The organism is Pseudomonas sp. GW821-FHT09E12, assembly GCF_059416085.1.
Map to the genome: position 1 here is coordinate 324,392 of NZ_JBWKOM010000002.1, position 25,503 is coordinate 349,894.

Sequence of the window (25,503 nt, forward strand, 5' to 3'; positions counted from 1 at the left end):
CTCGATCTTGTGAATTTCTTGTAGTGGGCGCGCTTAGCTGACAGTCATTCCCTGGGTAAGGGAAATCTTGTCCTACAACAATCATAGGCCGGGCCAAGGAGAATATTTATCTCTGTTTCGTTGCGCTCAGGATGATTTGCAGATAAAAAATCTGCATAAACATAAAAAACAGGTTGATTTGTCTCATGCGCAAACTGGACCGTACCGACATCGGCATTCTCAACAGCCTCCAGGAGAACGCCCGCATCACCAACGCCGACCTCGCCCGTTCGGTGAACCTTTCGCCCACCCCGTGCTTCAACCGCGTGCGCGCCATGGAGGAGCTGGGGCTGATCCGCGAGCAGGTGACCCTGCTGGATGCCGACCTGCTGGGGCTGCACGTCAACGTGTTCATTCACGTCAGCCTGGAGAAGCAGGTGGAAGAGGCGCTGCAGCATTTCGAAGAGGCCATCGCCGACCGCCCGGAAGTCATGGAGTGCTACCTGATGGCCGGCGATCCGGACTACCTGATCCGCGTGCTGGTGCCGACCATCCAGGCCCTGGAGCGCTTCATGATGGACTTCCTGACCAAGGTGCCCGGCGTGGCCAACATCCGCTCCAGCTTCGCCCTCAAGCAGGTGCGCTACAAGACCGCGCTGCCGCTGCCGGCCAATGGCTTGACCCTGGGCAGTTGAGGTTCAGGCGGACATGTCGCTCCACAGTTGTTGGAGTTGTTTGAAGTCCCAGTCTTCCAGGGCTTCGCGACCGACGATGCGTTCTTCGTCCCGGCCCCGTGAGAGGTCGAGGACCCGTTGCGGCAGGGGCATTTTCGAGCGGCTGGAGAAGAACACCTTGACCTTGGGCATCAACAGCGAATCGGGGTTTTGCTCCAGCACCACCGCCAGCTGCCCGCTGTGCAGGCGCACCAGGGAACCCACCGGGTAGATGCCGACGCTTTTCACCAGGGCCTGGAGTACTCGGGGGGAGAAATGCCCGGTCCAGCCGGACATGCGCTGCAGCGTTTCGGCGGGGTCCCAGCCACGGTTGTAGGGGCGGGTCGAGGTCACCGCGTCGTACACATCGCAGACCGCACCCATTTGTGCGAACAGGCTGATCTGCTCGCCCACCAGGTTGTGCGGATAGCCGCTGCCGTCGATCTTTTCGTGATGGTGCAGGCACACGTCCAGCACCAGCGCGTCCACCTGCGGGTTCTGCCGCAGGATCGCGCTGCCAGCGACCGGGTGCTGCTTGATCTGTTCGAACTCGGCGGCGGAGAGTTTCTCCGGTTTGTTGAGGATGCTGTCGGGGATGGTCAGTTTGCCGATGTCGTGCAGCAGCCCGGCGACCCCGGCTTGGTGCACCTGGGCTTCCGGCAGCTCCAACTGCCGGGCCACCGCCACCATCAGCGCGCACACCGCCACCGAGTGCATGTAGGTGTAGTCGTTGACAGTCTTCAGCCGGGCCAGGCTGATCAGCATGTCGGGGTGGCGCAGCAGCGAGTTGGAAAGCTCGTACACCAGATCGTCGACCTGGGCCAGCTCGATGGCCTTGCCCATGCGCACTTCCTGGAACATCGCCATGACCGCGTGTTTCGAGCGGGTGCAGAGTTTCATCGCGCGCTGGATTTCCTCGGCGCGCTCCACCCGCGGCTGCGCATCGCGGGCGCGCGGCGGCTCCGGGGCGGGGGCAGGCGCCTGGCCGTCTTGCGGCAGGTCCAGGCCTTTGGCCGAGTCGATCCACAGCTCGCTGACCTTGGACTGGCGCAGGCGCTGGTAATCGGTCTGGCTCTTGAGCACGAAACCGGCTTTCCAGAACGAGTGGTCAAGCCACGAGCCGCAGAACTGGTGGATGTACATCCCGATGCGCAACTGATCGATGGAAATACGTTTGAGCACGCTGAAATCCTCCAGCCGATCCGCTGCCGGCGGGTCGAGGGACCCGCCGACACCGGACAATAAGGCTCCTTGCCGTGACTGTCCTGAACTGCACAACCGGGCGCGAGGCGGCCGCGCCGGCGGTCAAAGGGAGAAGCGTGCCACCAGTTTGTTCAGACTCACCGCCAGGGTCGACAGTTCACTGCTGGCGATAGACGTCTGGCTGGCGGCCGAAGAGCTTTGCAGCGACAGGTCGCGGATGCTCATCAGGTTCTGGTCCACCGAGCGCGCTACCTGGGCCTGTTCCTCCGAGGCGGTGGCGATCATCAGGTTACGTTCGTTGATGTCGCTGATGGCCTGGGTGATGTGAGCGATGGCGTTGCCGGCCTCATGGGCGATGCTCAGGGTTTGGCTGGCGTCCTCGCTGCTTTGCTGCATGGACAGCATAGCCTTGCTTGAGCCGGACTGGATGCCCTGGATCATCTGCTCGATTTCCTGGGTCGAGAGCTGGGTGCGGTGGGCGAGGGCGCGTACCTCGTCGGCGACCACGGCGAAGCCGCGACCCTGTTCGCCAGCCCGAGCCGCCTCGATGGCGGCGTTGAGGGCCAGCAGGTTGGTTTGTTCGGCAATCGCCCGGATCACGTCCAGGACCTTGGTGATGTCCTGGGCCTGCTGGGCCAGGCCGGCCATTTCCACCCGGGTGTTTTCCACGGTGCTGGTGAGTTTCTCGATGGAGTGGATGGTCTGCTCGACCCGCTCCTTGCCCATGCTCGCCGAGCGCTCCGAGGCCTGGGTCGACTGCGAGGCGGACACCGCGTTGCGCGCCACTTCCTCGACCGCGGCGGTCATTTCGTTGACCGCTGTGGCAGCCTGGTCGGTCTCCATGCTCTGTTGCTGGATGCCCGCGTTGGACTCGCGGGTGATGGCGCTCATTTCCTCGGCGGCGGAGGCCAGCTGGGTCGAAGAGTCGGCGATGTGGCGGATGGTGGATTTCAGGCTGTCGAGCATGGCCTGGGTGGATTTCTGCAGGTCGGTGAGTTCGTCCCGACCGCTGACTTCCACCTGCGTGCGCAGGTCGCCCTCGGCGATTTTCTGCGTGGTGGCCAGCAGCGACAGCACCGGACGGATGATGCTGCGGGTGAACAGGGTGGCAATCAGGATGGTCAGGATAATGGCCAGGACGATGATCGCCGAGGTCAGGGTCAGGCCGCTATTGAACTGGGCATCGGCCGTCAAGGCCGACTGCTCGGCACCGGCCTCATTGATGCGGATCAGCGCCTCGATGGCGCTTTGCAGGGTGTTGGCCAGCGGCACCGTGACCTGGTTGATGTAGGTATTGGTCTGTTCGGCGGTGTTGGTCTTGCTGGTGTCGATCATCACCATCAGCTTGTCCAGGTAGTCCTGGGCGCCGCGTCGGACCTGTTCGTAGATGGCCTTTTCCTCGTTGCTGGAAATCAGCGGCTCGTAGTCCTTGATGGCCAGGGCCAGGGTGTTTTTCAAACCGGCTAGCTTGTCCAGGGAGGCGCCTTTCAGGCTCTCGTCCTCAGTGGCGTAATGCAGGGCCTCCAGGCGCACGCGCAAGGTGGCGGATTCGATTTTCGCGGCTTGCCTGACGCTCGGCATCCAGTTGCTTTGCAGGTCCACGGCCGCTTCGTGAATCTGCTCCATTTTCCACAGTACCAAGCCTCCCAGAGCGATCAACAACACACAGATGGCGCCAAAACTCAGGAGCGCCCTGAAGGTCAGTTTCATATTTCTTGTTGTCATACAGGCACCTTGCAGGTTGGAGTGATACAACCGGTCATATTTCGACTCCCTGTCGCCTTGTTATCACTCTGGCCTCAAAGAGATGAAAAATCTGTAGCGATGTAAAAAATATTTCGACGAAGTTCTTTCGTTCCGACAACGGGTGCCGGGTCGGCCGTCGTCACAGTTGCGCCGTGAGGGCAGGCAAACCAGCGGGCTTGACCCTTATCAACGTGCCTCGAAGGCTTGTGGGGCATGCTGCGACCCCCTCCAGTAAAAGGAACAAGGCCCATGACCCAGCCTGTGACAACGGCGCCCGCGGCCAAGGCCGCCTTACCGATCGGCTTGCTGGTCGCCGTGCTGGCGATGGTGGGCGTGCTGCTGTTGCCGCTGCCCGCCGACCTGCCGGTGGCGGGGCATCGGATGCTGGCGATCCTGGCGTTCGCGGTGGTGGTGTGGGTCAGCGAGGCGGTGTCCTACGAGGCCAGCGCCATCATGATCACCGCCCTGATGGCCTTCCTGGTCGGCACCGCGCCGACCTTGCAGGACCCGACGCAGCTCTACGGCAGCTCGGCGGCTATCAGCCTGGCCCTGACCGGTTTCTCCAATTCGGCCCTGGCCCTGGTGGCCGGCGCCTTGTTCATCGCCGCCGCCATGACCCACACCGGCCTCGACCGGCGCATCGCCCTGGTGACCCTGACCCGGGTCGGCACCAGCACCCGGCGGATCCTGGTCGGCGCCATCGCCGTGACCATCCTCCTCAGCCTGCTGGTGCCCAGCGCCACCGCCCGCAGCGCCTGCGTGGTGCCGATCATGATGGGGGTGATTGCCGCGTTCGGCGTCGACAAGCGCTCGAACATCGCCGCCGGGCTGATGATCGTCGTGGCCCAGGGCACCAGCATCTGGAACGTCGGCATCCAGACCGCCGCGGCGCAGAACCTGCTGACTGTGGGCTTCATGGACAAGATGCTCGGCCAGCGTGTGGCCTGGCTCGACTGGCTGATCGCCGGGGCGCCCTGGGCGGTGATCATGTCCCTGGTGCTGCTGTGGCTGGTGCTGAAACTGCTGCCCCCGGAAACCGACAGCATTCCCGGCGGCAAGGAGGCGGTGGCCCGGTCCCTGGCGGACATCGGGCCCATGACCGGGCCGCAGAAGCGCCTGCTGGCGGTGTCGTTGCTGCTGCTCCTGGCCTGGTCCACCGAGGGCAAGCTGCACCCGTTCGACACCACGACCACCACCTACGCCGGGCTGGTGATCCTGCTGCTGCCGCGGATCGGCATCATGACCTGGAAGGACGTGCAGGCCCGGATTCCCTGGGGCACGGTGATTGTCTTCGGGGTCGGCATCAGCCTCGGTTCGGCGCTGCTCAGCACCCAGGCCGGGCAATGGCTGGGGAGCCAGGTGGTGGCCCACACCGGGCTGGACCAGGTGGGGCCGTTGGCGGTGTTCGCGATCCTCGCGGCCTTCCTGATCCTCATCCACCTGGGGTTCGCCAGCGCCACGGCCCTGACCTCGGCCTTGCTGCCGATCCTGATCGCCGTGTTGCAGACCCTGCCGGGCGAGTTCAGCCGCCTGGGCATGACCATGCTGCTGGGGTTCGTCGTCAGCTACGGGTTTATCCTGCCGATCAATGCGCCGCAGAACATGGTCTGCCTGGGCACCGAGACCTTCACCGCTCGCCAGTTCGCCAAGGTCGGGCTGCTGGTGACGCTGCTGGGCTACCTGTTGATGCTGGTGTTCGCCATGACCTGGTGGAAATGGCTGGGCTGGCTCTAGCCCGCTCTCCTGGGTGCGCCTTGCCGGGCAGGCGCCCAGGATTCACAGCCAGCCGCTGAAGACCTTGGTCACGCTGCCGGCCAGCCGCACCTGGCCCTGGCCGTCCCAGCTGACGGTCACCGGACCGCCGTCGCACAGCACCCGCACCGGGCTGTCCAGCAGGCCGCGGCGGATGCCGTTGACCGCCGCGCCGCAAGAGCATGAGCCGGAACCCAGAGGGATGGCGCCGTTGCGTTCCCAGATGCGCAGGCGAATGGTCTGCCGGTCGATGACCTGGACGAAATGCACATTGGTCTTGCGCGGGAACAGCGGGTGCGCCTCGATCCGCGGACCGAGGGTGGCCACATCGATGGCTTGCACATCCTCGACGAAAAACGTGCAGTGCGGATTGCCCATGCTGCACGCCGCCGGCTCGCCGGGCAGGGGCAGGGCCAGGCTGTCGAGGGCCGTCGCCAGCGGAATGTCCTGCCAGGCAAATTGCGCCACGCCCATCTCCACCGCTACCGACTGATCGTCCAGGCGCGTGCAGTGCTGGATGCCGCGCACGGTTTTCACCCATACCGAGTCTGCGCCGCTTTCGCGCATCAGCAGGTCGGCCGCGCCGCGGGTGGCGCTGCCGCAGGTGCTCAGGCTGGAACCATCGGCATTCCAGAAAGTCAGTTGCGCCGCCGTCTCGGGGCAATCGCTGAGCACCACCAGTTGATTGAAACCCACGCCGCGATGGCGGTCGCCCAAGGCCCTGGCCAGCTCGGCGGTGATCGGGTTGTCGCGCCCGCGGGCATCGACCAGCATGAAGTCGTCGCCATTGGCATGCAGCTTCTGAAAAGGCAGGGGCATGGAGGTCTCCGCGGCTGGAGCGCAAGGGGAGGTTGATTCTAGAGGGGCAGGGGCGGCAATGGTAAATGCGACGTCGCAAGAAATGATCTGTAGGAGCCAGCTTGCTGGCGATACGGGTACCGCGGCCAGCCAGGCACACCGCTATCGCGAGCAAGCTCGCTCCTACAAAGACGCCTCAGGTTCCGGCAAACTGCCGGACAATCCGGAACAACTCTGGATCGTCCGCCACTTGGGCGGACATGGAACAAGCTCACGCAATGGCAAGGTCAATAAATGGATAGTTACGCCCCGCGCAACTGGCAACCCCACGAAAAGCCCAGCTTGCCCGGTTCCCCCTCGACGCCGCTGCACCCCACCCACAAGCGCCTGGCCTATGCCCTGGTCGGTTTGCTGGTGGCGATCACCGGCGGCCTCGGCAACTCGTTGGTGATCGCCAACCTGCCGTATCTGCAAGGCGCCCTGGGCGCGACCACCGCGGAAATGGCCTGGCTGCCGGCCGCCTACGTGATGACCAACGTGTCGATGAACCTGCTGCTGGTGAAGTTTCGCCAGCAGTTCGGCCTGCGCGCCTTTACCGAGGTGTTCCTGGTGCTCTATGCGCTGGTGACCTTCGGCCACCTGTTCGTCAACGACCTGAGTTCGGCCATCGCCGTGCGCGCGGCCCACGGCATGGTCGGCGCGGCCCTGAGCTCCCTGGGCCTGTACTACATGGTCCAGGCGTTCCCGGCCAAGTGGCGGATGAAAGCCCTGGTGCTCGGGCTGGGCGCCTCGCAACTGGCTTTGCCCCTGGCGCGGCTGTTTTCCGAAGACCTGCTGCAGATCGCCGAATGGCGCGGCCTGTACCTGTTCGAACTGGGGCTGGCGCTGGCGTCCCTGGGCTGCGTGTTCCTGCTCAAGCTGCCGCCCGGCGACCGTTTCCGCACCTTCGAGAAACTCGATTTCCTGACCTTCGCCATCCTCGCCAGCGGCGTCGCGCTGCTCTGCGCCGTGCTGTCCCTGGGGCGCATCGACTGGTGGCTGGAGGCGCCGTGGATCGGCTACGCGAGCGCCGGTTCGATCGTGCTGATCCTCGCCGGCCTGGCCATCGAACATAACCGCCGCAACCCGATGCTGATGACCCGCTGGCTGGGCAGCGGGGCGGCGATCCGCCTGGCCCTGGCAGTGATCCTGATTCGCATGGTGCTGTCCGAGCAGTCCACCGGCGCCGTGGGGTTTCTCCAGGCGCTGAACATGAGCAGCCAGCAGATGCGCCTGCTGTATGGGGTGATGCTGCTGGGCAGCATCGCGGGCCTGGCCACCAGTGCCCTGACCATCAACCCGGCGCACCTGTTGATGCCGCTGATCATCTCCCTGGCGCTGATGGCCGTGGGCTCGGTGATGGACAGCTTCTCCAATAACCTCACGCGCCCGGCCAACATGTATTTCAGCCAGTTCCTGCTGGCCTTTGGCGGCACCTTCTTTCTTGGCCCGACCATGGTCCTGGGCACGCGCAACGTGCTGACCAATCCGCGCAACCTGGTGAGCTTCTCGGTGCTGTTTGGCATCTGCCAGAACCTCGGCGGGCTGATCGGCTCGGCGCTGCTGGGGACCTTCCAGATCGTCCGCGAGAAATACCATTCCAGCCATATCGTCGAGCAACTGGTGCTGATGGACCCACGGGTGCTGGGCCGGGTGCAGAGCGGCGGGGCGGCCGTCGGCCGGGTCATCGCCGACCCGCAGGCGCGCGAGCTGCAAGGCATCCGCAGCCTGGCCAGCGCCGTCACCCGCGAAGCCAACGTGCTGGCCTACAACGATGTGTTCATGCTGATCGCGGTGATCGCCGTGCTGACCATGATCTGGATCTTCATTCGCAGCCTGTGGCTGATGAGCACGACCAAGGCGGTTGCGCCAGCAACCCCAGCCCCGACTCCCGTCCAACCCAGCGGTGCCATTTCTTCATGACCGAACCGACCATCACCACCACCAACGCCATTGCCTCGACCCCGGAAGGCAGCGCGCCGCCGTCGATGCCGATCACCGAGCCGCGTTCGCTACGGGTGCGGATCATCTCGTCCCTGGGGTTCGCCGCGATCGCCATCACCGGAGTATTGATCGTGCTCTATGCCTGGCAGCTGCCGCCGTTCAGCAGCCCCATCGAAAGCACCGAGAACGCCCTGGTGCGCGGCCAGGTGACGATCATCGGGCCGCAGCTCAGCGGTTATGTGTTCGAGGTGCCGGTGCAGGACTTCCAGTTCGTCAAGGCCGGCGATCTGCTGGTGCGCCTCGACGACCGCATCTACAAGCAGCGCCTGGAGCAGTCCCTGGCCCAGCTGGCGGCGCAGAAGGCGGCGCTGGCCAATGTGGTGCAGCAACGCAACAGCGCCGAAGCCACCATCAAGCTGCGCCAGGCGGCGCTGGCCGACAGCCAGGCCCAGGCACGCAAGAGCGCCGCCGACCTGCGGCGTAACCAGGAGCTGATCGCCGACGGTTCGGTGTCCCAGCGGGACCTCGACGTGACCCGCGCCGCCAACGCCCAGACCCTCGCCGCGGTGGCCCAGGCCCAGGCGCAGCTGGACATCGCCCGCCAGGACCTGCAGACGGTGATCGTCAATCGCGGTTCGCTGGAGGCCGCGGTGGCCAATGCCGAGGCGGCGGTGCAACTGGCGCGGATCGACCTGTCCAACACCCGGGTCACCGCGCCGCGCGACGGCCAGCTGGGGCAGATCGGCGTGCGCCTGGGGGCCTACGTCAATTCCGGGGCGCAGCTGATGGCGCTGGTGCCGAACCAGCTCTGGGTGATCGCCAACATGAAGGAAACCCAGATGGACAACATCCGTGTCGGCCAGCCCGCAAGCTTCACCGTCGATGCGCTCGACCACCGTAAATTCCACGGCCATGTGCAGCGCATTTCGCCGGCCACCGGTTCGGAGTTCGCCCTGTTGCAGGCCGATAACGCCACTGGCAACTTCGTCAAGATTGCCCAGCGGATACCGGTGCGCATCACCGTCGACCCCGACCAGGCAGAAAGCGAACGCTTGCGTCCGGGGATGTCGGTGGTGGTGAGTATCGATACGGCCGCGGAGGGCAACGCCCGGGTCGAATGATCCGACGCTTGTGTAGGAGCGAGGCTTGCCCGCGAAGGCGCCAGCCCGGTCGATACAGGTCCGGAGTGGGTGTCGGACTCAAGATCCTATCGCGGGCAAGCCTCGCTCCTACAGAAGACGGGCGGGGTGTCAGACGGTGAGAGGCGGCAAGGTGCCGAGCAGCGACACGGCCGCCACCGCGGCGATGCCCAGCAGCCATTCCAGTAGCACGCTGCGGCGCAGGGTGCCCAGGCGTTGCTGGCAGTCCTCGATGCGCAGGCGGTTGAACAGGGCCAGGGCGAACATGCCGCACACCAGCAGCACCTTGATCAGCAGGATCAGGGCAAAGCCGGACAGCAGCGGTGTCGGCCACAGCTGGCCGGTCAGCACTCGTACATTGATCAGACCCGTGACCAGCAACCCACCTACGAGCCCGTAACCCACGCCGCTGAAACGCAGTAGGACCCGCTCCAGAGGCTGCTCGCCGGGTTGCCGCAGAATCATCAGCAGCACCAGCAAACCGCCGAGCCACAGGCTGACGCAGCCCAGGTGGACGATCTGGTTGAGGATCAGCAACTGGCCGCTGAGGCCGTCGAGCATGGCGCCGTGGCCCACGGGGGCGAGGGTGGCCAGCAACAGGGCGGCGAGGATCAGCCGCAGCGCCAGCCGCTCACCCAGGCGGGTCAGCAGCAGAACCACCAGCGCGCCATTGAGCAGCAGATGCCAGCTCCACACCTGGCCGAAAAAGGTCTTGCCCAATACCAGTCGCAAGGTCGCCGGGTCCAGGGCCGCGGCGCCGCTGCCGGCCATGCTGGCGGTGATCAGCAGCAACCAGCAGATGCCGGTGGCCAGGGCCGTCCAGGCCAGCCCGCGGCCGAGTCGCGTCAGGCGGCGATCCAAGGCGGCAACGGGCTCGCGCCCCAACAGCAGGGGCCTGAACACCCAGGCCCCGAACAGCAGCAGGACGGCCGCGAAATGCACGAAGCGGCAGAGCACCAACAGGGTCGACATCGGTTACTGGCCGACCTTGAAGCTGTAGCTGCCTTCGCTCGTGTGGGTATCCACCGACACCGCGTGCCACTCGACCTTGTAGGCGCCCGCCGCCAGCGGTGCCGCCGGGGTCACGACCAGGGTCTTCTTGTCCGCGCCTTCGGTGGCCAGGGCCTTGACGGCGACCGCCGCGCCATCCTTGCTCAGGCTGACTTTAGTGAAGGCCGCCTCGACGCCTTCGGAAAACACCAGGCGCAACTCGCTTGGCGCGCTCACCGTGCTGTCGGCGGCCGGGACCTGGCTTTGCAGGTGGGCGTGGGCGAAGGCCGAAGAGGCGGCGACGAGAGAGGCCAGCAGGGCGCTGGTGGTCAGCAGTTTTTTCAGCATGGGAAATACCTGTTCAATGAGTGTCGGGTGGTCGCTGCGTCGATGAGTATAAGGACCGTGGTCGGGTCGCTGGATGAAACATCGGCGCGCTGTTCAAGCGCTTTTCAGGCGCATGTGGATGATCGGGAACGGCCGGCCCTGGCCGTCGGTTGCCGAGCGGCCGATGTCTTCGAAACCGTAGTGCCGATAAAAACCATGGGCCTGGGGGTTCTGTTCGTTGACGTCGACGCTGAGCCGCGGATGCCGGCTGCGCACATGGTCGAGCAGTTGCCGGCCGACGCCCTGGCCACGGCGGGTCGGTTCGATAAACAGCATTTCCACCTTGTCGCCGGCGGTGGCGATAAAGCCGGCCGGGGTGCCGTCGGCATCCTCCAGCAACCAGGCTTCGAGGGCTGGCAGGTAGGTGTCGCGCACCAGAGGGTAGAGCAGCTGGATGTCGTCTTCGGCGATAAAGTCGTGGGTGGCCCGTACCGAGCGTTCCCACAGGGCGGCGAGCCGCGGATCGTCCGCGGCCCGGCGTTTGCGAATGTTCATGGATAAGCTCCATAGCGGCGTTGCAGGATGGCCGAAACGCTCTGGGTTCGGCGGCGAAAGTCCTGCCTGCATGTCCGTGTCGCGAATCAACGCCTGGACGGAACACTTCAGGTGCCCGGGAATAAGGCGGGAGGGATCCTAACCAATCGGTTTTGCCGGGGAAAGCCGGGCGCAGGAAGTTTCGTTTTTGTACGAAGGCCGATGGTAGTCTTGCAGCAGACTGTTTTCAGGGAGCCCTTATGGGCAATCACAAGATCGAGATCCGTCGCAGCAACGTCGAAAAAATCCTCCTGGCGGCGGAAAAGGTGTTCGCCGAAAAAGGCTTCAGCGGCACGGCCATGGCCGATATCGCCGCCGAGGTGCAATTGCCGCGCTCCAACCTGCATTACTACTTCAGCACCAAGAGCGAGCTGTACAGCGCGGTGCTGCTGGAACTGCTGGAGCTGTGGAAGCAGGACGCGCTGTGCTTCGAGATGTTCGACGACCCGCGGGTGGTGCTCAGCAGTTATATCCGCGCCAAGATGAACCATTCGCGCAGCCGGCCCTATGGCTCGAAAGTCTGGGCCAACGAAATCATCCACGGCGCGCCGACCCTGGGCGAGGCGCTGGACGCCAGCCTGTACGACTGGGCGAAGATGAAGGAAGCGAAGATCCGCCAGTGGGTCGAAGACCAGCGCATCCTGCCGCTGGAACCGTCGAGCCTGCTGTACATGATCTGGGCCTCGACCCAGCACTACGCCGACTTCGACCACCAGATCATGATCATCAACGAACACCAGCCGCTGTCGGACATGCAGTTCGAAAAGGCCGTGCAGACGGTGACCAGCGTGATCCTGCGCGGGATCGGGCTGGAGCCCTGATACGACGCCCCCTGAGCGTTGGCGTGTAGCCGCTGCCGAGCGCAGCGAGGCTGCGAACGGCAACGCAGTTGCCGCAAAACCTGAATTCGCGGTGTGTCAGGTCTTGCGCGTTATCCGGGTTGCGGCCGCTTCGCGCCCGATCGCAGCCTCGCTGCGCTCGGCAGCGGCTACAGGCAGGCGTCAACGTTTACGTCCATCGCGAGCTTGCTCGTGATGGACGTCAGTCCAGCCAATGCTATTTACCCGGCGAACCTCACACCGCCTCGCGATACGGATTGCGCGGGTCGTGCTGCCAGTCGAGGAACGGTTTGCCGGTGTCCTGGGGCACCATCTCGATGCAGTCCTGCACCGGGCAGGTGATCTGGCACAGGTTGCAGCCCACGCATTCGGCGTCGATCACTTCGTATTTATGCGTGCCGTCGGCCTGCTTGAGGCTGGCGATGGCCTGGTGCGAGGTGTCTTCGCAGGCGATATGGCAGCGGCCGCAGCCGATGCAGGCGTCCTGGTCGATCCTGGCGATCACCTGGTAGTTGATATCCAGGTACTTCCAGTCGGTGGTGTTGCCCACCGCGCGCCCGGAGAAGTCCTGCAGGCTGTGATAACCCTGGCTGTCCATCCACCGCGACAGGCCGTCCTTCATCTCCTCGACGATGCGGAAACCATGCAGCATCGCCGCCGTGCACACCTGCACCGCGCCGCAGCCCAGGGCGACGAATTCCGCGGCGTCGCGCCAGGTGCCGATGCCGCCGATACCGCAGATCGGCAGGCCACGGGTCTGCGGGTCACGGGCGATCTCGGCGACCATGTTCAGGGCAATCGGCTTGACCGCCGAGCCGCAGTAGCCGCCGTGGGTGCTCTGGCTGCCGACCATCGGGTTGGCCACCATGCGCTCAAGGTCCACGCTGGTGATCGAGTTGATGGTGTTGATCAGCGACACCGCGTCGGCGCCGCCGCGATGGGCCGCGCGGGCGGCCATGCGGATATCGGTGATGTTCGGCGTCAGCTTGACGATCACCGGCAGCGAGCAATAGGTCTTGCACCAGCGGGTGACCTGTTCCACGTACTCCGGCACCTGGCCGACCGCCGCGCCCATGCCGCGCTCCGGCATGCCGTGGGGGCAGCCGAAGTTCAGCTCGATGCCGTCGGCGCCGGTGGCTTCCACCAGCGGCAGGATGTTTTTCCATGACTCCTCGACGCAGGGCACCATCAGCGACACGATCAGCGCGCGGTCCGGCCAGTCCTTCTTGACCTGGGTGATTTCCCTGAGGTTGATCTCCAGGGAACGGTCGGTGATCAATTCGATATTGTTGATGCCCAGCACTTCGCGATTGGCGCCGAAGTGCGCCGAGTAACGTGAAGACACGTTGACCGCCGCCGGGTCCTCGCCCAGGGTTTTCCAGACCACGCCACCCCAGCCGGCCTCGAAGGCGCGGACCACGTTGTAGGCCTTGTCGGTCGGCGGCGCGGAGGCCAGCCAGAACGGGTTGGGGGCTTTGATACCGGCGAACACAATCGACAGATCGGCCATTTACGCAGCCTCCACGTTGAGCATGAGTTGGGCATGCATGGCCTCAGCGGCCCGCTTGCCGTGTTGCACCGCCTGGACCGTGAGGTCCTGGCCGAGGCTGACGCAGTCGCCGCCGGCATACACCCCGGGGATGCTGGTGCGCAGCTGTTCGTCGACTTCGATGCGCTCGCCGGCGCGCTTGAGCTCGCGGGCCAGCGGGTCGCTCAGAGCCGCACCGTCGAACGCCTGGCCGATGGCCTTGAAGATCGCGTCGGCGGCCAATTCGAAGGTCTCTCCAGTGGTTTGCAGGCGGCCCTCCACCAGCCGGGTGCGGGCGAAGCGCATGCCGCGCACCTGGCCCTGGGCGTCGAGCAGCACTTGCTCGGGCGCAGCCCAGGTCAGCAGGCGCACCTGATTGGCCTTGGCGATGTCCTGTTCATGGCGAGTCGCGCCCATGTCCTCGATGCCGCGGCGGTACACCAGGTTGACATCGTGGGCGCCAAGGCGGGCCATCTGCACCGCCATGTCGATCGCGGTGTTGCCGGCGCCGAGGACGATGCAGCGGTCGGCCAGGGGCAGTTGCGTGAGGTCGTCGGCCTGGCGCAGTTCGCGGATATAGTCGGTGGCGGCCAGCAGGCCGGGGGCGTCCTCAAAGGGCAGGCCCAGCTGTTTGCTGGCAGCCAGGCCGAGGCCGAGGAACACCGCGTCGAATTGCTGGTGCAGCTCGGTGAGGCTCAGGTTGTCGCCGAGTCTGTGCCCGTGGCGGATTTCGATGCCGCCGATCTGCAGCAGGAAGTCCAGCTCCTTCTGGGCGAAGTCGTCCACCAGCTTGTACTTGGCGATCCCGTATTCGTTGAGGCCGCCGGCTTTTTCCCGGGCCTCGAAAATCACCACCTCATGGCCGTGCATGGCGCAGCGGTGGGCGCACGACAGCCCCGCCGGCCCGGCGCCGACCACGGCGATGCGCTTGCCGCTGGCGGCCTCGCGCTGGAACGGGTGCTGGCTGAAGTGCGCGTTGTCCACCGCGTAGCGTTGCAACAGGCCGATCAGCACCGGCGCGCATTCCTGGGCGTTGTTACGCACGCAGGCCTGCTGGCACAGGATCTCCGTCGGGCACACCCGGGCGCAGCTGCCGCCGAGGATATTGGCCGAGAGAATCTTTTGCGCCGCGCCCTGGACGTTGTCGGTGTGGATATGGCGGATGAACGAGGGAATGTCGATCTCGCTGGGACAAGCGTTGACGCACGGCGCGTCGTAGCAATACAGGCAGCGCGAGGCTTCCAGGTGCGCCTGGCGGTCGTTGAGCGGCGGCGCCAGGTCGCTGAAGTGACCGGCGAGGGTGGCGCCATCCTCCTGGGGATGGGGCAAGTGGTTCAGGGTCTTGATCACGGTTCAGGCCTCACGGTTTTTTGTCGATTGCCTCTGACGGGCATTGTTCTTCACCAACGGGACGGACCCCCGCTGGATTCGCTGCAACGCTTCTTGTAGCCGCTGCCGAGCGCAGCGAGGCTGCGATCGGCAACGCAGTTGCCGCAAAACCTGAATTCGCGGTGCGTCAGGTTATGCGTGTTATCCGGGTTGCGGCCGCTTCGCGACCGATCGCAGCCTCGCTGCGCTCGGCAGCGGCTACGGGGATCGCGGGTCATCGGGTTCAGCGTTTGACGGCGGTCGGCTTATGCAACTCGGCGCGCTTGCTCAGCAGGTCGAACACCGCCGGGTAGGCCGGGCGCTCGATGTAGCGGCCGGCACCGCGTTCGGCGCGCAGGTCGCCGTCGGCCCAGACCAGCTTGCCCTGGCTGATGGTGTGGCTGGGCACGCCGCGCACGGTCTTGCCTTCGAAGATGTTGAAGTCCACCTGCTGGTGGTGGGTCGCGGCGGAGATGGTGCGGCTGCCTTGCGGGTCCCAGAGCACCAGGTCGGCATCGGCGCCGACGCGGATCGCGCCCTTGCGCGGGTAGAGGTTGAAGATCTTCGCCGCGTTGGTGGAGGTCAGGGCGACGAAGTCCTGCATCGACAGGCGCCCGCTGTTCACCCCTTCGTCCCAGAGCACGGCCATGCGGTCTTCGATGCCGGCGGTGCCGTTGGGGATCTTGCTGAAATCGTCGCGGCCGGCGGCTTTCTGCTCCGCGCAGAAGCAGCAGTGGTCGGTGGCGGTGGTGTGCAGGTTGCCCGATTGCAGGCCGTGCCACAGCGCGTCCTGATGGCCGCGAGGGCGGAAGGGCGGGCTCATCACGTAGCCGGCGGCGGTCTGCCAGTCCGGGTGGCGGTACACGCTGTCGTCCAGCAGCAGATGCCCGGCCAGCACTTCGCCGTACACCGGCTGGCCCTTGCCGCGGGCGTAGGTGATTTCGTCCAGCGCCTCTTGGGTCGAGACGTGCACCAGATACAGCGGTGTGCCCAGGGTTTCGGCGATGCGGATCGCCCGGCTGGCGGCTTCGCCTTCGACCTGGGAAGGGCGCGACAGCGGGTGCGCTTCCGGCCCGGTGATGCCCTGGGCCAGCAGCTTGCGTTGCAGGTGGTAGACCAGCTCGCCGTTCTCCGCGTGCACCGTCGGCACCGCGCCGAGTTCCAGGCAGCGCTCGAAGCTCGCCACCAGGGTGTCGTCGGCGGCCATGATCGCGTTCTTGTAGGCCATGAAATGCTTGAAGCTGTTGACCCCGTGCTGGTTCACCAGCTCGGCCATTTCCTCGCGCACCTGCTCGCTCCACCAGGTGATGGCCACGTGAAAGCCGTAGTCCGATGCCGACTTCTCGGCCCAGCCGCGCCACTGATGAAAGGCTTCCAGCAGCGATTGCTGCGGGTTGGGAATCACGAAGTCGATGATCGAGGTGGTGCCACCGGCCAGGCCCGCCGCGGTGCCGCTGAAGAAGTCTTCGCTGGCCACGGTGCCCATGAAGGGCAGTTGCATATGGGTGTGGGGATCGATGCCGCCGGGCATCAGGTATTGGCCGCTGCCGTCGAGCACTTCGCAGCCTGCGGGATTGTCCAGATTCTGGCCGATGGCCTTGATCACGCCGTCGGCGCACAGCACATCGGCTTTATAACTTTCATCATGGGTAATAACGGTGGCGCCACGGATCAACAGAGACATTCCGAGTTCCTCGCAGGCATGACCGGCTTATGCCGGTTCTAGTGTTTTTGTAATACGCAGGCTGCGGAATGTTTATTCCTGTCAGCGGTGTCAGGAATAAAAACTAGCTGGTGTTCAATCAATCGGCAAGATTATTTTTTATAAGCATATATAGATATTAAGTTATTGAAATATAAGATTTTAATTTGTAAATCCGCAAAATGGTGCAGCCTTTCACCATTTTGACGCACTTGACAGGATCGAAATATGAGCAAGATTTCCTATGTGAAATCAGCCGCTTGAAGGAGGCCTGTGGCCCATACAAAAGTTTGAAAAAAGTTTGCGTGCACCAGATTGAGTCCTGACCCAATGGACAACTTGCCCGGCATTCGGCCTGAGTGAATCGGCAAGTTATCTCGGACAGGAAGTTGTTCAGAATAAAACTGAAGAAACATCAGTTGTTTACATGGATTTTACCGACTGTGGAGCACCGTCGACGGGCAAGCCGGCACGCTTATTGAGTGCCGCCGTCGACAGGATGGCCGGTCGGTAAAAGTCGTCAGTTCTCCGGCCATCGCCGGGCTGGCAGCACGTCTGCCAGCCCGTTTGATGAGCAAAAATAATCAGAAAAAAGTGGAGCGGCCATGCAACAGAACAGATCTCAAGTGACCGAGCGTGCCGGCCTGTACGAGCTGGACGCCGGCAGTGACGTGCTCGACAGCCCCCGTTACAACCACGATATCGCGCCGACCAAGGTCCATGAGCGCACCTGGAACAAATGGCACATCACCGCGCTGTGGGTCGGCATGTCGATCTGCGTGCCGACCTACACCCTGGGCGGTGTGCTCACCGCCTATTTCGGGCTGACGGTGGGCGAGGCGCTGCTGGCGATCCTGCTGGCCAATATCGTGGTGCTGATCCCCCTGACCCTCAACGCCTTCGCCGGCACCAAGTACGGCATTCCGTTCCCGGTGCTGCTGCGTTCATCCTTCGGCGTCATCGGTTCCAACGTGCCGTGCCTGATCCGCGCCCTGGTGGCCTGTGGCTGGTTCGGCATCCAGACCATGTTCGGCGGCCTGGCGATCCACCTGTTCCTCGGCTCGATCTTCGAGGGCTGGAAAGCCCTGGGCGGCACCGGCGAGGTGATCGGCTTCATGCTGTTCTGGACCCTCAACCTGTGGGTGGTGCTGCGCGGCGCCGAGTCGATCAAGTGGCTGGAAACCCTGTCGGCGCCGCTGCTGGTGGCGGTGGGTGTCGGGCTGCTGGTGTGGGCCTTGCCCAATGTGTCCCTGAGCGAGTTGCTGGCGATTCCGCCCAAGCGTCCGGAAGGCGCCAGCGTCTACAGCTACTTTTTCGCCGGGCTCACGGCGATGGTCGGATTCTGGGCCACCCTGTCGCTGAATATCCCGGACTTCAGCCGCTACGCGAAAAGCCAGAAGGACCAGATCCTCGGGCAGATCTTCGGCCTGCCGCTGACCATGTTCCTGTTCGCCGCCCTGGGGGTGGTGATGACCGCCGCCTCGGTGAAACTGGTGGGCGTCACCGTCTCCGACCCGGTGAGCCTGATCGGCCATATCCAGAGCCCCGGCTGGGTGGCCCTGGCCATGGCGCTGATCATCATCGCCACGCTCTCGACCAACACCGCGGCGAACATCGTCTCGCCGACCAACGACTTCCAGAACATCGCGCCCAAGCTGATCGGCCGCACCAAGGCGGTGATCCTCACCGGGCTCGTCGGCCTGGCGCTGATGGCCCATGAGCTGCTGAAAAAACTCGGCCTGCTGGTCTCGGACGTCAGCCTGGAGACCGTGTATTCCAACTGGCTGCTGGGTTACTCCAGCCTGTTGGGGCCCATCGCCGGGATCATGGTGGTGGATTATTTCATCATCAAGAAACAGCGCCTGGACCTGGCCGGGCTGTACCGCGATGACGTCTACCCGGCGTGGAACGGCTACGGTTTTATCGCCTTTGGCGTGCCGGTGGCGCTGACGGTGCTGTCCCTGGGCAGCGATGTATTCAGCTGGTTCTACAGCTACGGCTGGTTCACCGGCTCGGCCCTGGGCGGCTTGCTCTATTACGGCCTGTGCAGCATGGGCCGCCCGCAGAGCGTGAGCGTCAAGACGCCGGTATGACCTTTGAATGGCGTTATGGCGGCCGGCCAATCGCGAGCAAGCTCGCTCCTACAGGGACCGTGTGGCTTTTTGTAGGAGCGAGCTTGCTCGCGAAAAAGTCCATCGCCCATCGCCAGATTCCAGACGAGCGCCCCTCGTCAACGACAACCAGAAAAGCCTGAGGAGATCACCATGAACGCTGCCGTCGACGTTCTGCAATCCAGCCACTGGCACATCAACCGCGACCGCCTGTGGCAGTCGCTCATGGAGCTGGCGAAGCTCGGGGCCACGCTCAAGGGCGGAGTCTGTCGCCTGGCCCTGACCGACCTCGACCGCCAGGCCCGCGATCTGTTCGTGCAGTGGTGCGAGGCGGCCGGCTGCACGGTCACGGTGGATGGCATCGGCAATATCTTCGCCCGCCGCCCCGGGCGTAACCCGCAGCTGCCGCCGGTGATGACCGGCAGCCATATCGATACCCAGCCCACCGGCGGCAAGTTCGATGGCTGCTTCGGCGTGCTGGCCGGGCTCGAAGTGCTGCGCACCCTCAACGACCTTGGGGTGGAAACCGAGGCGCCACTGGAAGTGGTGGTGTGGACCAACGAAGAAGGCTCGCGCTTCCCGCCGTGCATGATGGGCTCCGGGGTGTTCGCCGAGAAATTCACCCTGGAAGAAACCCTGGCCAAGACCGATGCCGAAGGCGTGAGCGTCGGCGATGCGCTGAACGCCATCGGCTATGCCGGCAGCCGCCAGGTCAGCGGACACGCGGTGGGGGCCTACTTCGAAGCCCATATCGAGCAGGGGCCGATCCTCGAGGACGAGAAGAAAACCATAGGCGTGGTGCTCGGCGCCCTCGGCCAGAAATGGTTCGACCTGAAATTGCGCGGCGTCGAAGCCCACGCCGGCCCGACCCCGATGCACCTGCGCAAGGATGCCCTGGTCGGCGCGGCGGCGGTGGTGGCCGCGGTCAACCGCGCCGCCCTCGGCCATCAACCTCATGCCTGTGGCACCGTGGGTTGCCTGCAGGCCTATCCCGGTTCGCGCAACGTGATCCCCGGTGAGGTGCGCATGACCCTGGACTTCCGGCACCTGGAGCCGGCGCGGCTGGACTCGATGATCGCCGAGGTACGCCAGGTGATCGACAGCACCTGCGAAGAACATGGCCTGACCTTCGACATGCTGCCGACCGCGGACTTTCCGCCGTTGTATTTCGACAAGATCTGCGTCGACGCGGTACGCGAGGCGGCGCAGGGGCTGGGCCTGAGTCATATGGACATCGTCAGCGGCGCCGGGCACGACGCGATCTTCGTCGCCGAGCTGGGCCCGGCGGGGATGATCTTCGTGCCTTGCGAAGGCGGCATCAGCCACAACGAAATCGAAAACGCCGACCCCGACGACCTCGCCGCCGGCTGCGCGGTGTTGCTGCGGGCAATGCTGGCGGCATCCCAGGCCGTCGCGAAAGGACAGCGGGTGGCCTGAGCCTGATAGTCGGGTTGTTTGCACGGACGCCATCGCGGGCAAGCCTCGCTCCTACAGAAAAAAGATTGCGTGCTTCTGTAGGAGCGAGGCTTGCCCGCGATAATTGTGAGAACAGCACTGAAATCGCTGACATACACCTGTAGCCGCTGCCGAGCCCGCGAGGCTGCGATCGACCCCGCAGGGGGCGCGGGGATCTCAAGACCGCTGAAGGCCTTCGGCCTTATCGCAGCCTCGCGGGCTCGGCAGCGGCTACCGGGTGATGTTGTGATCGGCCATTGCATGCAGCTTGGGATCGTCCAGCCGAACCTAAGCTAATTCCTAAAAAGTATTTATATTTGAATTCTTAGATCGATTAGCTTTTAGCGACTTTCCTGGCTCCCAAAAGGTCCGCCCCCATGCGCCTGCCCTTTGCTTTGCGTCGTAGCTTGTCGATCACCGCCCTGGCCGGTCTGGCGCTGGGCATGGCCCTCGATGCCCAGGCCGATACCGACCTGCGTATCGGCTACCAGAAATCCTCGACCCTGCTGGCGGTGCTCAAGGCCCAGGGCACCCTGGAAAAACAGCTGGTGGGGCAGGGCGTGAAGATCTCCTGGCATGAATTCACCAGCGGCCTGCCCCTGGTGGAATCGCTGAACGTGGGCAACGTCGATATCAGCGCCGACGTTGCCGACACCGTGCCGGTGTTCGCCCAGGCCGCCGGCGCCAAACTGACCTACTTCGCCACGGAAACCCCATCGCCCGCGGCCCAGTCCATCGTCATTCCCAAGGATTCCACGCTCAAGTCCCTGGCCGACCTCAAGGGCAAGCGTGTCGCCGTGACCAAGGCCGCCGGCAGCCATTACCTGCTGATCGCCGCGCTGCGCGAAGCCGGCCTGGGTTTCGCCGATATCCAGCCAGTGTACCTGACCCCGGCAGACGGCCGCGCCGCCCTGGAAACCGCCAAGGTCGATGCCTGGGTCACCTGGGAACCCTTCGTCGCCAGCGCCCAGCGCCAGCAGGGCGCGCGGGTGCTGCACGACGGCCAGGGCCTGGCCAGCTACCGGCGTTATTACCTGGCCTCCAACGATTACGCCAAGGCTCATCCAGAAGTGCTGAAGCAGGTGTTCGCCGAGCTGCAGAAGACCGGCACCTGGGTCAAGGCGCACCCGACGGAGGCGGCAAAACTGCTCGGCCCGCTGTGGGGCAACCTGGACGTGAGCACGGTGGAACTGGCCAACAGTCGTCGCACCTACAAGGTGGAAGCGGTGCAGCCGGACGCCCTGGGCGAGCAACAGAAAATCGCCGATGCCTTCTACCAGGAAAAACTCCTGCCCAAGCCGGTGGATGCCCGCGCGGTGCAGCTGTGGAGTCCCAAGCATTTGTAACTGAGCCTTGGCTCGCCTGTGTCGGCGAGCCCCTTCCCACGGGGTAGCCGCCTGGCTGGCCCCAGCCATTTTTCTTCTTTATCACTGCCGGTGACGCGGCTGCGCGTCCGGCGTCAGGAGTTCCCGTGTCTGCCGTTCACCCCCAAGAGGCCTTTGCCGTCCCAGCCGCGTCGGCCCCGCAACCGGCCAGCGCCGAGGTGGTGCTCCAGCTGCGCAACCTGACCAAGCGCTACGGCCGCGGCTCGTCCGCGCCGGCGGTGGAGCAGGTCAGCCTCAGCGTGCGCCGTGGCGAAGTGCTGTGCCTGATGGGCACCTCCGGCAGCGGCAAGTCCACCTTGCTGCGGCACATCAACCGGCTGATCGAGCCCAGCAGCGGCGAGGTGCTGATCGACGGCGCGGCCATCAGCCAGCTTTCGACCAAGGACCTGCGCACCCTGCGTTCGCGGCGCATCGGCATGGTTTTCCAGCACTTCGGCCTGCTGCCCCATCGCAGCGTGCGCGACAACGTCGCCTTGCCCCTGGAACTGCGCGGCGAACCCGAGGCCCTGCGCCAGGCCGCCGCCGATGTGCAACTGCGGGCCATGGGCCTGGAGGGCTGGGGCGACCATTATCCCCATGAGCTGTCCGGTGGCATGCAACAGCGGGTCGGCCTGGCCCGGGCGCTGGTCAGCGAGCCGGACATCCTGCTGATGGACGAACCCTTCAGCGCCCTCGATCCGACCATCCGCCGCGACCTGCAAAGCCACTTTCTGCGCCTGGTGCGCGAGCGTGGCATCACCACCTTGCTGGTCACCCACGACCCGGCGGAAGCCCTGCGCCTGGCCGACCGCATCGCGGTGCTGCGCCAGGGCCAGCTGATCCAGCTCGGCAGCCCCGGCGAGTTGCTGGAGCACCCGGCGGACGCCGAGGTGGCGGACTTCTTTCAGGAACACGGCGTGCGCAGCGACACGCTGGCCGTGGCGCCCGTCGCTTCGGTTAAAACAACAGCCGCTCCGGCGCCCGTGGCCCCGGGGTTTTCCTTCTGGCAGGCGCTGTTGCTGGGGCCGGCGGCCTTGGCCGCCAGCGGCCGTGGTGCGCTGTATTGGCTTGGGTTCGCCCTGGAGTTGGCGGCGGCCAGTGCCCTAGGGCAGTGGTTGGCCAGCGCCAGCCTCGGTTGGGCTGGGTTGGCGGTGCTCGGCCTGTCGCTCAGCCGCCTGCTCAGCGTGACCCTGGCCCACCGTCCGAGCCGCCAGGGCCGTTCCGACTGGCGCCTGCCGTGGCTGGTCCTGCTGCTGTGCCAGGGCCTGGTGTTGTGGCGGGTGCTGGCGGTGGATGCCAGCGGCCCCTGGCTGCAATTTCCCGCCGACCGCCAGGCGCTGCTGAGCACCGCGGCGGCCATCGACCAGTTGATCGGTTGGTCCCAGGTTACCTTCGAAAGCACCTTTGTCGGGGTGATAGTCGCTGTGCGCACGGTGATCGAAAGCATCGAAAGCCTGTTGGGCTGGCTGCCCTGGCCGGTGCCGGCGCTGGCCCTGGTGCTGCTGGCCTGGCGCAGTGCCGGCGCGGCCCTGGCCCTGACCAGCGCGGCGGCCTTGCTCTATATCGGCCTGTTCGGTTTCTGGGAGCGAACCATCGCCACCCTGGCCCTGGTGGGTTCCTCGGTGCTGCTGTCGCTGCTGATCGGCGTGCCCGCCGGCATCCTCCTGGCCAAGCGCGCCCTGGCGCGGCGCCTGATCACGCCCTTGCTGGACGTGATGCAGACCCTGCCGACCTTCGTGTACCTGATCCCGGCGGTCGCCTTCTTCTCGGTGGGCAAGACCCCGGCGGTGATCGCCACGGTGATTTTCGCCCTGGCACCGATGATCCGCCTCACTGCCCTGGGGATCCGGGAAGTGCCCAAAACCGCCGTCGAAGCAGCCCTGGCCCATGGCGCCACGCCGTGGCAGATCCTGACCAAGGTCGAGCTGCCCCTGGCCGCCGGCTCGCTGCTGCTGGGGATCAACCAGACCCTGGTGATGAGCCTGTCGATGGTGGTGGTCGCGGCGCTGATCGGCGCCGGCGGCCTGGGCCACGACGTGATGACCGCGCTGCGCAATATCAAGGGCGGCGAGGGCATGTTGGCCGGCGCGGCGATCGTGTTCTGCGCGTTGATTCCCGACCGCATCATTCAAGCGACCCTGCGTCAGCGGGATCGCGCTTTCCATCAGCAATGAGGTGTCTCTTGAACAAGTCGTTTTCCCGCACCCTGGGCGCCGCCGCGCTGCTCCTGGGGCTGGCTCTGCCAGCCCTGGCCAAGGACAAGATCGTCATCGGCGAACAGAACTGGACCGGCGCCATCGCCATCCAGAACATCCTCGGCGAGGTGATCAAAAGCCGCCTCGACGGCGACGTGTCTTACCTGGCCGGTGACATACCGGTGCTGTTCGCCGCCGCGGCCAAGGGCGACGGCTCGGTGGATGTGCTGACCGATATCTGGCTGCCTAATCAATCCGCCGCCTGGGCCAAGTACGTCACCGGCGGCACCCGCTCCCTGGTGCCGAACAAGCAGCCCTACCTCGGGGTGCAGGGCTTCTATATCCCCGGCTACCTGCAAGACCAATACGGCGTGAAATCGGTCTACGACCTGCAGAAGCCTGAAGTGGCCAAGCTCTTCGAACCCCTGGGCGGCGGCAAGGCGCAATTGCTGGTGGGCCCGGCGGGTTGGGAGTCGACCTATATCGGCCAGATCAAGGCCAAGGATTTCGGTTTTGCCGACAAATTCGAATCGGTGTCCACCGAAGCCTCGGTGACCTACGCCAAGCTGGCTGCAGCCTACAAGGCCCGGCGCGGTGTGGTGTTCTACGCCTACACCCCGGACTGGATCTTCTCCGCCTTCGACCTGCGCCGCCTGGACGAACCGGCGTTCGACGGCTACGCCCAGGACAACAAGAAGGGCGACCCGCTGTACAAGGCCGACGGCTGCTGGAAATTCGTCAGCCCGACGGTGGACGCCGACTGGCTGAACAAGAGCACGATCACCTGCGCCTACCCGGACGCCCGGGTCTATGTCCTGGCGTCCAGCGCCTTGCAGAAACGCGCGCCACGGATCGCTGCCTTCCTGGAAAACTTCAGCATCGACCCGCAGGTGTTGAACGACCTGATCCTCAGGATCGAGAAGGAACAGCAACCGGCGGCGGAAGCGGCCAAAGCCTGGGTCCAGGCCAACCCGGCGATCGTCGATCAATGGCTGGGCGCCAGCGGCGAGAAAGTCGGAGCGGTGCAGTGAGCGAGGAGCATCGGAACATGAGCGGGATCAAACAGGCGACCTTCGGCGCGGGCTGTTTCTGGGGCGCGGAAGCCGCGTTCCGGGCACTGCCGGGGGTGGTGGAGACACGGGTGGGCTATGCGGTGGAGGCGGGCGACGAGTCGTTGCGGATCGAGGTGGTGCAGGTGGATTTCGATCCTCGGGTGTTGGCTTATCCGAGTCTGATTGAGCACTTTTGGGGGCTGCATGATCCGACTTCGGTGGATCGGCAGGGGGTGCATGGTGGGGTGAAATATCGCTCGGCGATTTTTTATCAGGATGGTGGGCAGGCGCAGGAGGCGCGGTTGGCCAAGGTGGCGTTGCAGGAGTCGGGACGGCTGGGTAGACCTGTGGCGACGGTGGTTGTGCCGTTGGGGCGGTTTGAGTTGGCGGATGAGGGGCATCAGCGGTATTTGGAGAAGAATGGGTTGAGTAGTTGCCATATCTGAGGGATTGGCTGCTGGTGGTTTCGTTCTCGGGTCATGTTTTTTGGGCATCTGTAGGAGCAGCCGGTCGACGCTTGATTGCTTGCGTCGGGCACTGCATTTTTTGGACGGGGTACATATCCATTCCTGCGGTAACGGCTGCTTATGGTTTCGCCCTTACGGCGAGTCCCTTTTTTTCAAACGCCAAAAAAAGGAACCAAAAAACGCTTTGCCCCACCACTC

Annotated in this window: 20 protein-coding genes; 11 read left to right on the top strand and 9 right to left on the bottom strand. The window is 64.7% G+C overall.

Annotated features, from left to right (window positions below; genetic code table 11):
- The first annotated feature begins 185 nt into the window (after positions 1-185).
- The gene (gene bkdR / locus AC07PQ_RS06575) at positions 186-674 is read left to right on the top strand and encodes a Bkd operon transcriptional regulator BkdR (RefSeq protein WP_007923098.1); all 489 of its coding nucleotides are present in this window, start codon (positions 186-188) and stop codon (positions 672-674) included.
- Positions 675-677: 3 nt separating this feature from the next.
- Here the strand turns inward: bkdR and AC07PQ_RS06580 are convergent, their stop codons facing one another.
- Both AC07PQ_RS06580 and AC07PQ_RS06585 read right to left on the bottom strand, forming a co-directional pair.
- Positions 678-1,874, bottom strand: a complete 1,197-nt coding sequence (locus tag AC07PQ_RS06580; protein WP_037034049.1) for a cyclic di-GMP phosphodiesterase — start codon at positions 1,872-1,874, stop codon at positions 678-680.
- A gap of 123 nt (positions 1,875-1,997) precedes the next feature.
- Complete coding sequence (locus AC07PQ_RS06585) at positions 1,998-3,620, bottom strand: methyl-accepting chemotaxis protein (RefSeq protein WP_007923095.1); 1,623 nt, start codon at positions 3,618-3,620, stop codon at positions 1,998-2,000.
- A gap of 270 nt (positions 3,621-3,890) precedes the next feature.
- Here AC07PQ_RS06585 and AC07PQ_RS06590 point away from each other — a divergent pair, with 270 nt between their 5' ends.
- Positions 3,891-5,375: a DASS family sodium-coupled anion symporter gene (locus AC07PQ_RS06590; protein WP_284168583.1), complete on the top strand. Its 1,485-nt coding sequence runs from the start codon at positions 3,891-3,893 to the stop codon at positions 5,373-5,375.
- A gap of 42 nt (positions 5,376-5,417) precedes the next feature.
- On the opposite strand, the gene dapF is transcribed toward AC07PQ_RS06590, so the two are convergent.
- Complete coding sequence (gene dapF / locus AC07PQ_RS06595) at positions 5,418-6,212, bottom strand: diaminopimelate epimerase (RefSeq protein WP_493185076.1); 795 nt, start codon at positions 6,210-6,212, stop codon at positions 5,418-5,420.
- 273 nt (positions 6,213-6,485) lie between these two features.
- Here dapF and AC07PQ_RS06600 point away from each other — a divergent pair, with 273 nt between their 5' ends.
- Positions 6,486-8,153: an MFS transporter gene (locus AC07PQ_RS06600; protein ID WP_007922216.1), complete on the top strand. Its 1,668-nt coding sequence runs from the start codon at positions 6,486-6,488 to the stop codon at positions 8,151-8,153.
- The gene (locus AC07PQ_RS06605; protein WP_493185075.1) at positions 8,150-9,295 is read left to right on the top strand and encodes an HlyD family secretion protein; all 1,146 of its coding nucleotides are present in this window, start codon (positions 8,150-8,152) and stop codon (positions 9,293-9,295) included. Before AC07PQ_RS06600 ends, AC07PQ_RS06605 begins: the two co-directional genes overlap by 4 nt.
- Positions 9,296-9,424: 129 nt before the next feature.
- Here the strand turns inward: AC07PQ_RS06605 and copD are convergent, their stop codons facing one another.
- The 3 genes from copD to AC07PQ_RS06620 all read right to left on the bottom strand — a co-directional run bounded on the left by copD (position 9,425) and on the right by AC07PQ_RS06620 (position 11,185).
- Positions 9,425-10,285 carry a copper homeostasis membrane protein CopD gene (gene copD / locus AC07PQ_RS06610; protein ID WP_007922209.1) on the bottom strand — a complete coding sequence of 287 codons (861 nt, stop codon included), beginning with the start codon at positions 10,283-10,285 and terminating at the stop codon, positions 9,425-9,427.
- Positions 10,286-10,288: 3 nt separating this feature from the next.
- Positions 10,289-10,651, bottom strand: coding sequence for a copper homeostasis periplasmic binding protein CopC (copC, locus tag AC07PQ_RS06615; protein ID WP_007922200.1), 363 nt, complete (start codon positions 10,649-10,651; stop codon positions 10,289-10,291).
- A 93-nt stretch (positions 10,652-10,744) separates the two neighbouring features.
- Positions 10,745-11,185: an acetyltransferase gene (locus tag AC07PQ_RS06620; RefSeq protein ID WP_493185074.1), complete on the bottom strand. Its 441-nt coding sequence runs from the start codon at positions 11,183-11,185 to the stop codon at positions 10,745-10,747.
- Positions 11,186-11,424: 239 nt separating this feature from the next.
- Between AC07PQ_RS06620 and AC07PQ_RS06625 the strand changes: the two genes are divergently transcribed.
- The gene (locus tag AC07PQ_RS06625) at positions 11,425-12,045 is read left to right on the top strand and encodes a TetR/AcrR family transcriptional regulator (RefSeq protein WP_493185073.1); all 621 of its coding nucleotides are present in this window, start codon (positions 11,425-11,427) and stop codon (positions 12,043-12,045) included.
- Between the two features lie 253 nt (positions 12,046-12,298).
- Here AC07PQ_RS06625 and preA read toward each other — a convergent pair whose 3' ends face one another.
- The 3 genes from preA to hydA all read right to left on the bottom strand — a co-directional run bounded on the left by preA (position 12,299) and on the right by hydA (position 16,643).
- Positions 12,299-13,573 (bottom strand): NAD-dependent dihydropyrimidine dehydrogenase subunit PreA, encoded by a 1,275-nt coding sequence (gene preA, locus AC07PQ_RS06630; protein ID WP_493185072.1) that lies wholly within the window; start codon positions 13,571-13,573, stop codon positions 12,299-12,301.
- Positions 13,574-14,941, bottom strand: a complete 1,368-nt coding sequence (locus tag AC07PQ_RS06635) for an NAD(P)-dependent oxidoreductase (RefSeq protein ID WP_493185071.1) — start codon at positions 14,939-14,941, stop codon at positions 13,574-13,576.
- 262 nt (positions 14,942-15,203) lie between these two features.
- Positions 15,204-16,643 carry a dihydropyrimidinase gene (gene hydA, locus AC07PQ_RS06640; protein ID WP_007930849.1) on the bottom strand — a complete coding sequence of 480 codons (1,440 nt, stop codon included), beginning with the start codon at positions 16,641-16,643 and terminating at the stop codon, positions 15,204-15,206.
- A 623-nt stretch (positions 16,644-17,266) separates the two neighbouring features.
- Between hydA and AC07PQ_RS06645 the strand changes: the two genes are divergently transcribed.
- From AC07PQ_RS06645 to msrA, 6 genes are all read left to right on the top strand, one after another.
- Positions 17,267-18,754: an NCS1 family nucleobase:cation symporter-1 gene (locus AC07PQ_RS06645; RefSeq protein WP_493185070.1), complete on the top strand. Its 1,488-nt coding sequence runs from the start codon at positions 17,267-17,269 to the stop codon at positions 18,752-18,754.
- A gap of 171 nt (positions 18,755-18,925) precedes the next feature.
- Positions 18,926-20,209 carry a Zn-dependent hydrolase gene (locus AC07PQ_RS06650; protein WP_493185069.1) on the top strand — a complete coding sequence of 428 codons (1,284 nt, stop codon included), beginning with the start codon at positions 18,926-18,928 and terminating at the stop codon, positions 20,207-20,209.
- Between the two features lie 395 nt (positions 20,210-20,604).
- Entirely contained in the window at positions 20,605-21,573 is a 969-nt protein-coding gene (locus AC07PQ_RS06655; protein WP_493185068.1) for an aliphatic sulfonate ABC transporter substrate-binding protein, read from the top strand.
- A 125-nt stretch (positions 21,574-21,698) separates the two neighbouring features.
- Entirely contained in the window at positions 21,699-23,765 is a 2,067-nt protein-coding gene (locus tag AC07PQ_RS06660; RefSeq protein ID WP_493185067.1) for an ATP-binding cassette domain-containing protein, read from the top strand.
- Positions 23,762-24,817, top strand: coding sequence for an ABC transporter substrate-binding protein (locus tag AC07PQ_RS06665; RefSeq protein WP_493185066.1), 1,056 nt, complete (start codon positions 23,762-23,764; stop codon positions 24,815-24,817). The genes AC07PQ_RS06660 and AC07PQ_RS06665 overlap by 4 nt, the downstream gene beginning before the upstream one ends.
- A 17-nt stretch (positions 24,818-24,834) precedes the next feature.
- On the top strand, positions 24,835-25,284 hold the full coding sequence (msrA, locus tag AC07PQ_RS06670) for a peptide-methionine (S)-S-oxide reductase MsrA (RefSeq protein ID WP_493185065.1): 450 nt from the start codon (positions 24,835-24,837) through the stop codon (positions 25,282-25,284).
- Positions 25,285-25,503: the final 219 nt, after the last annotated feature.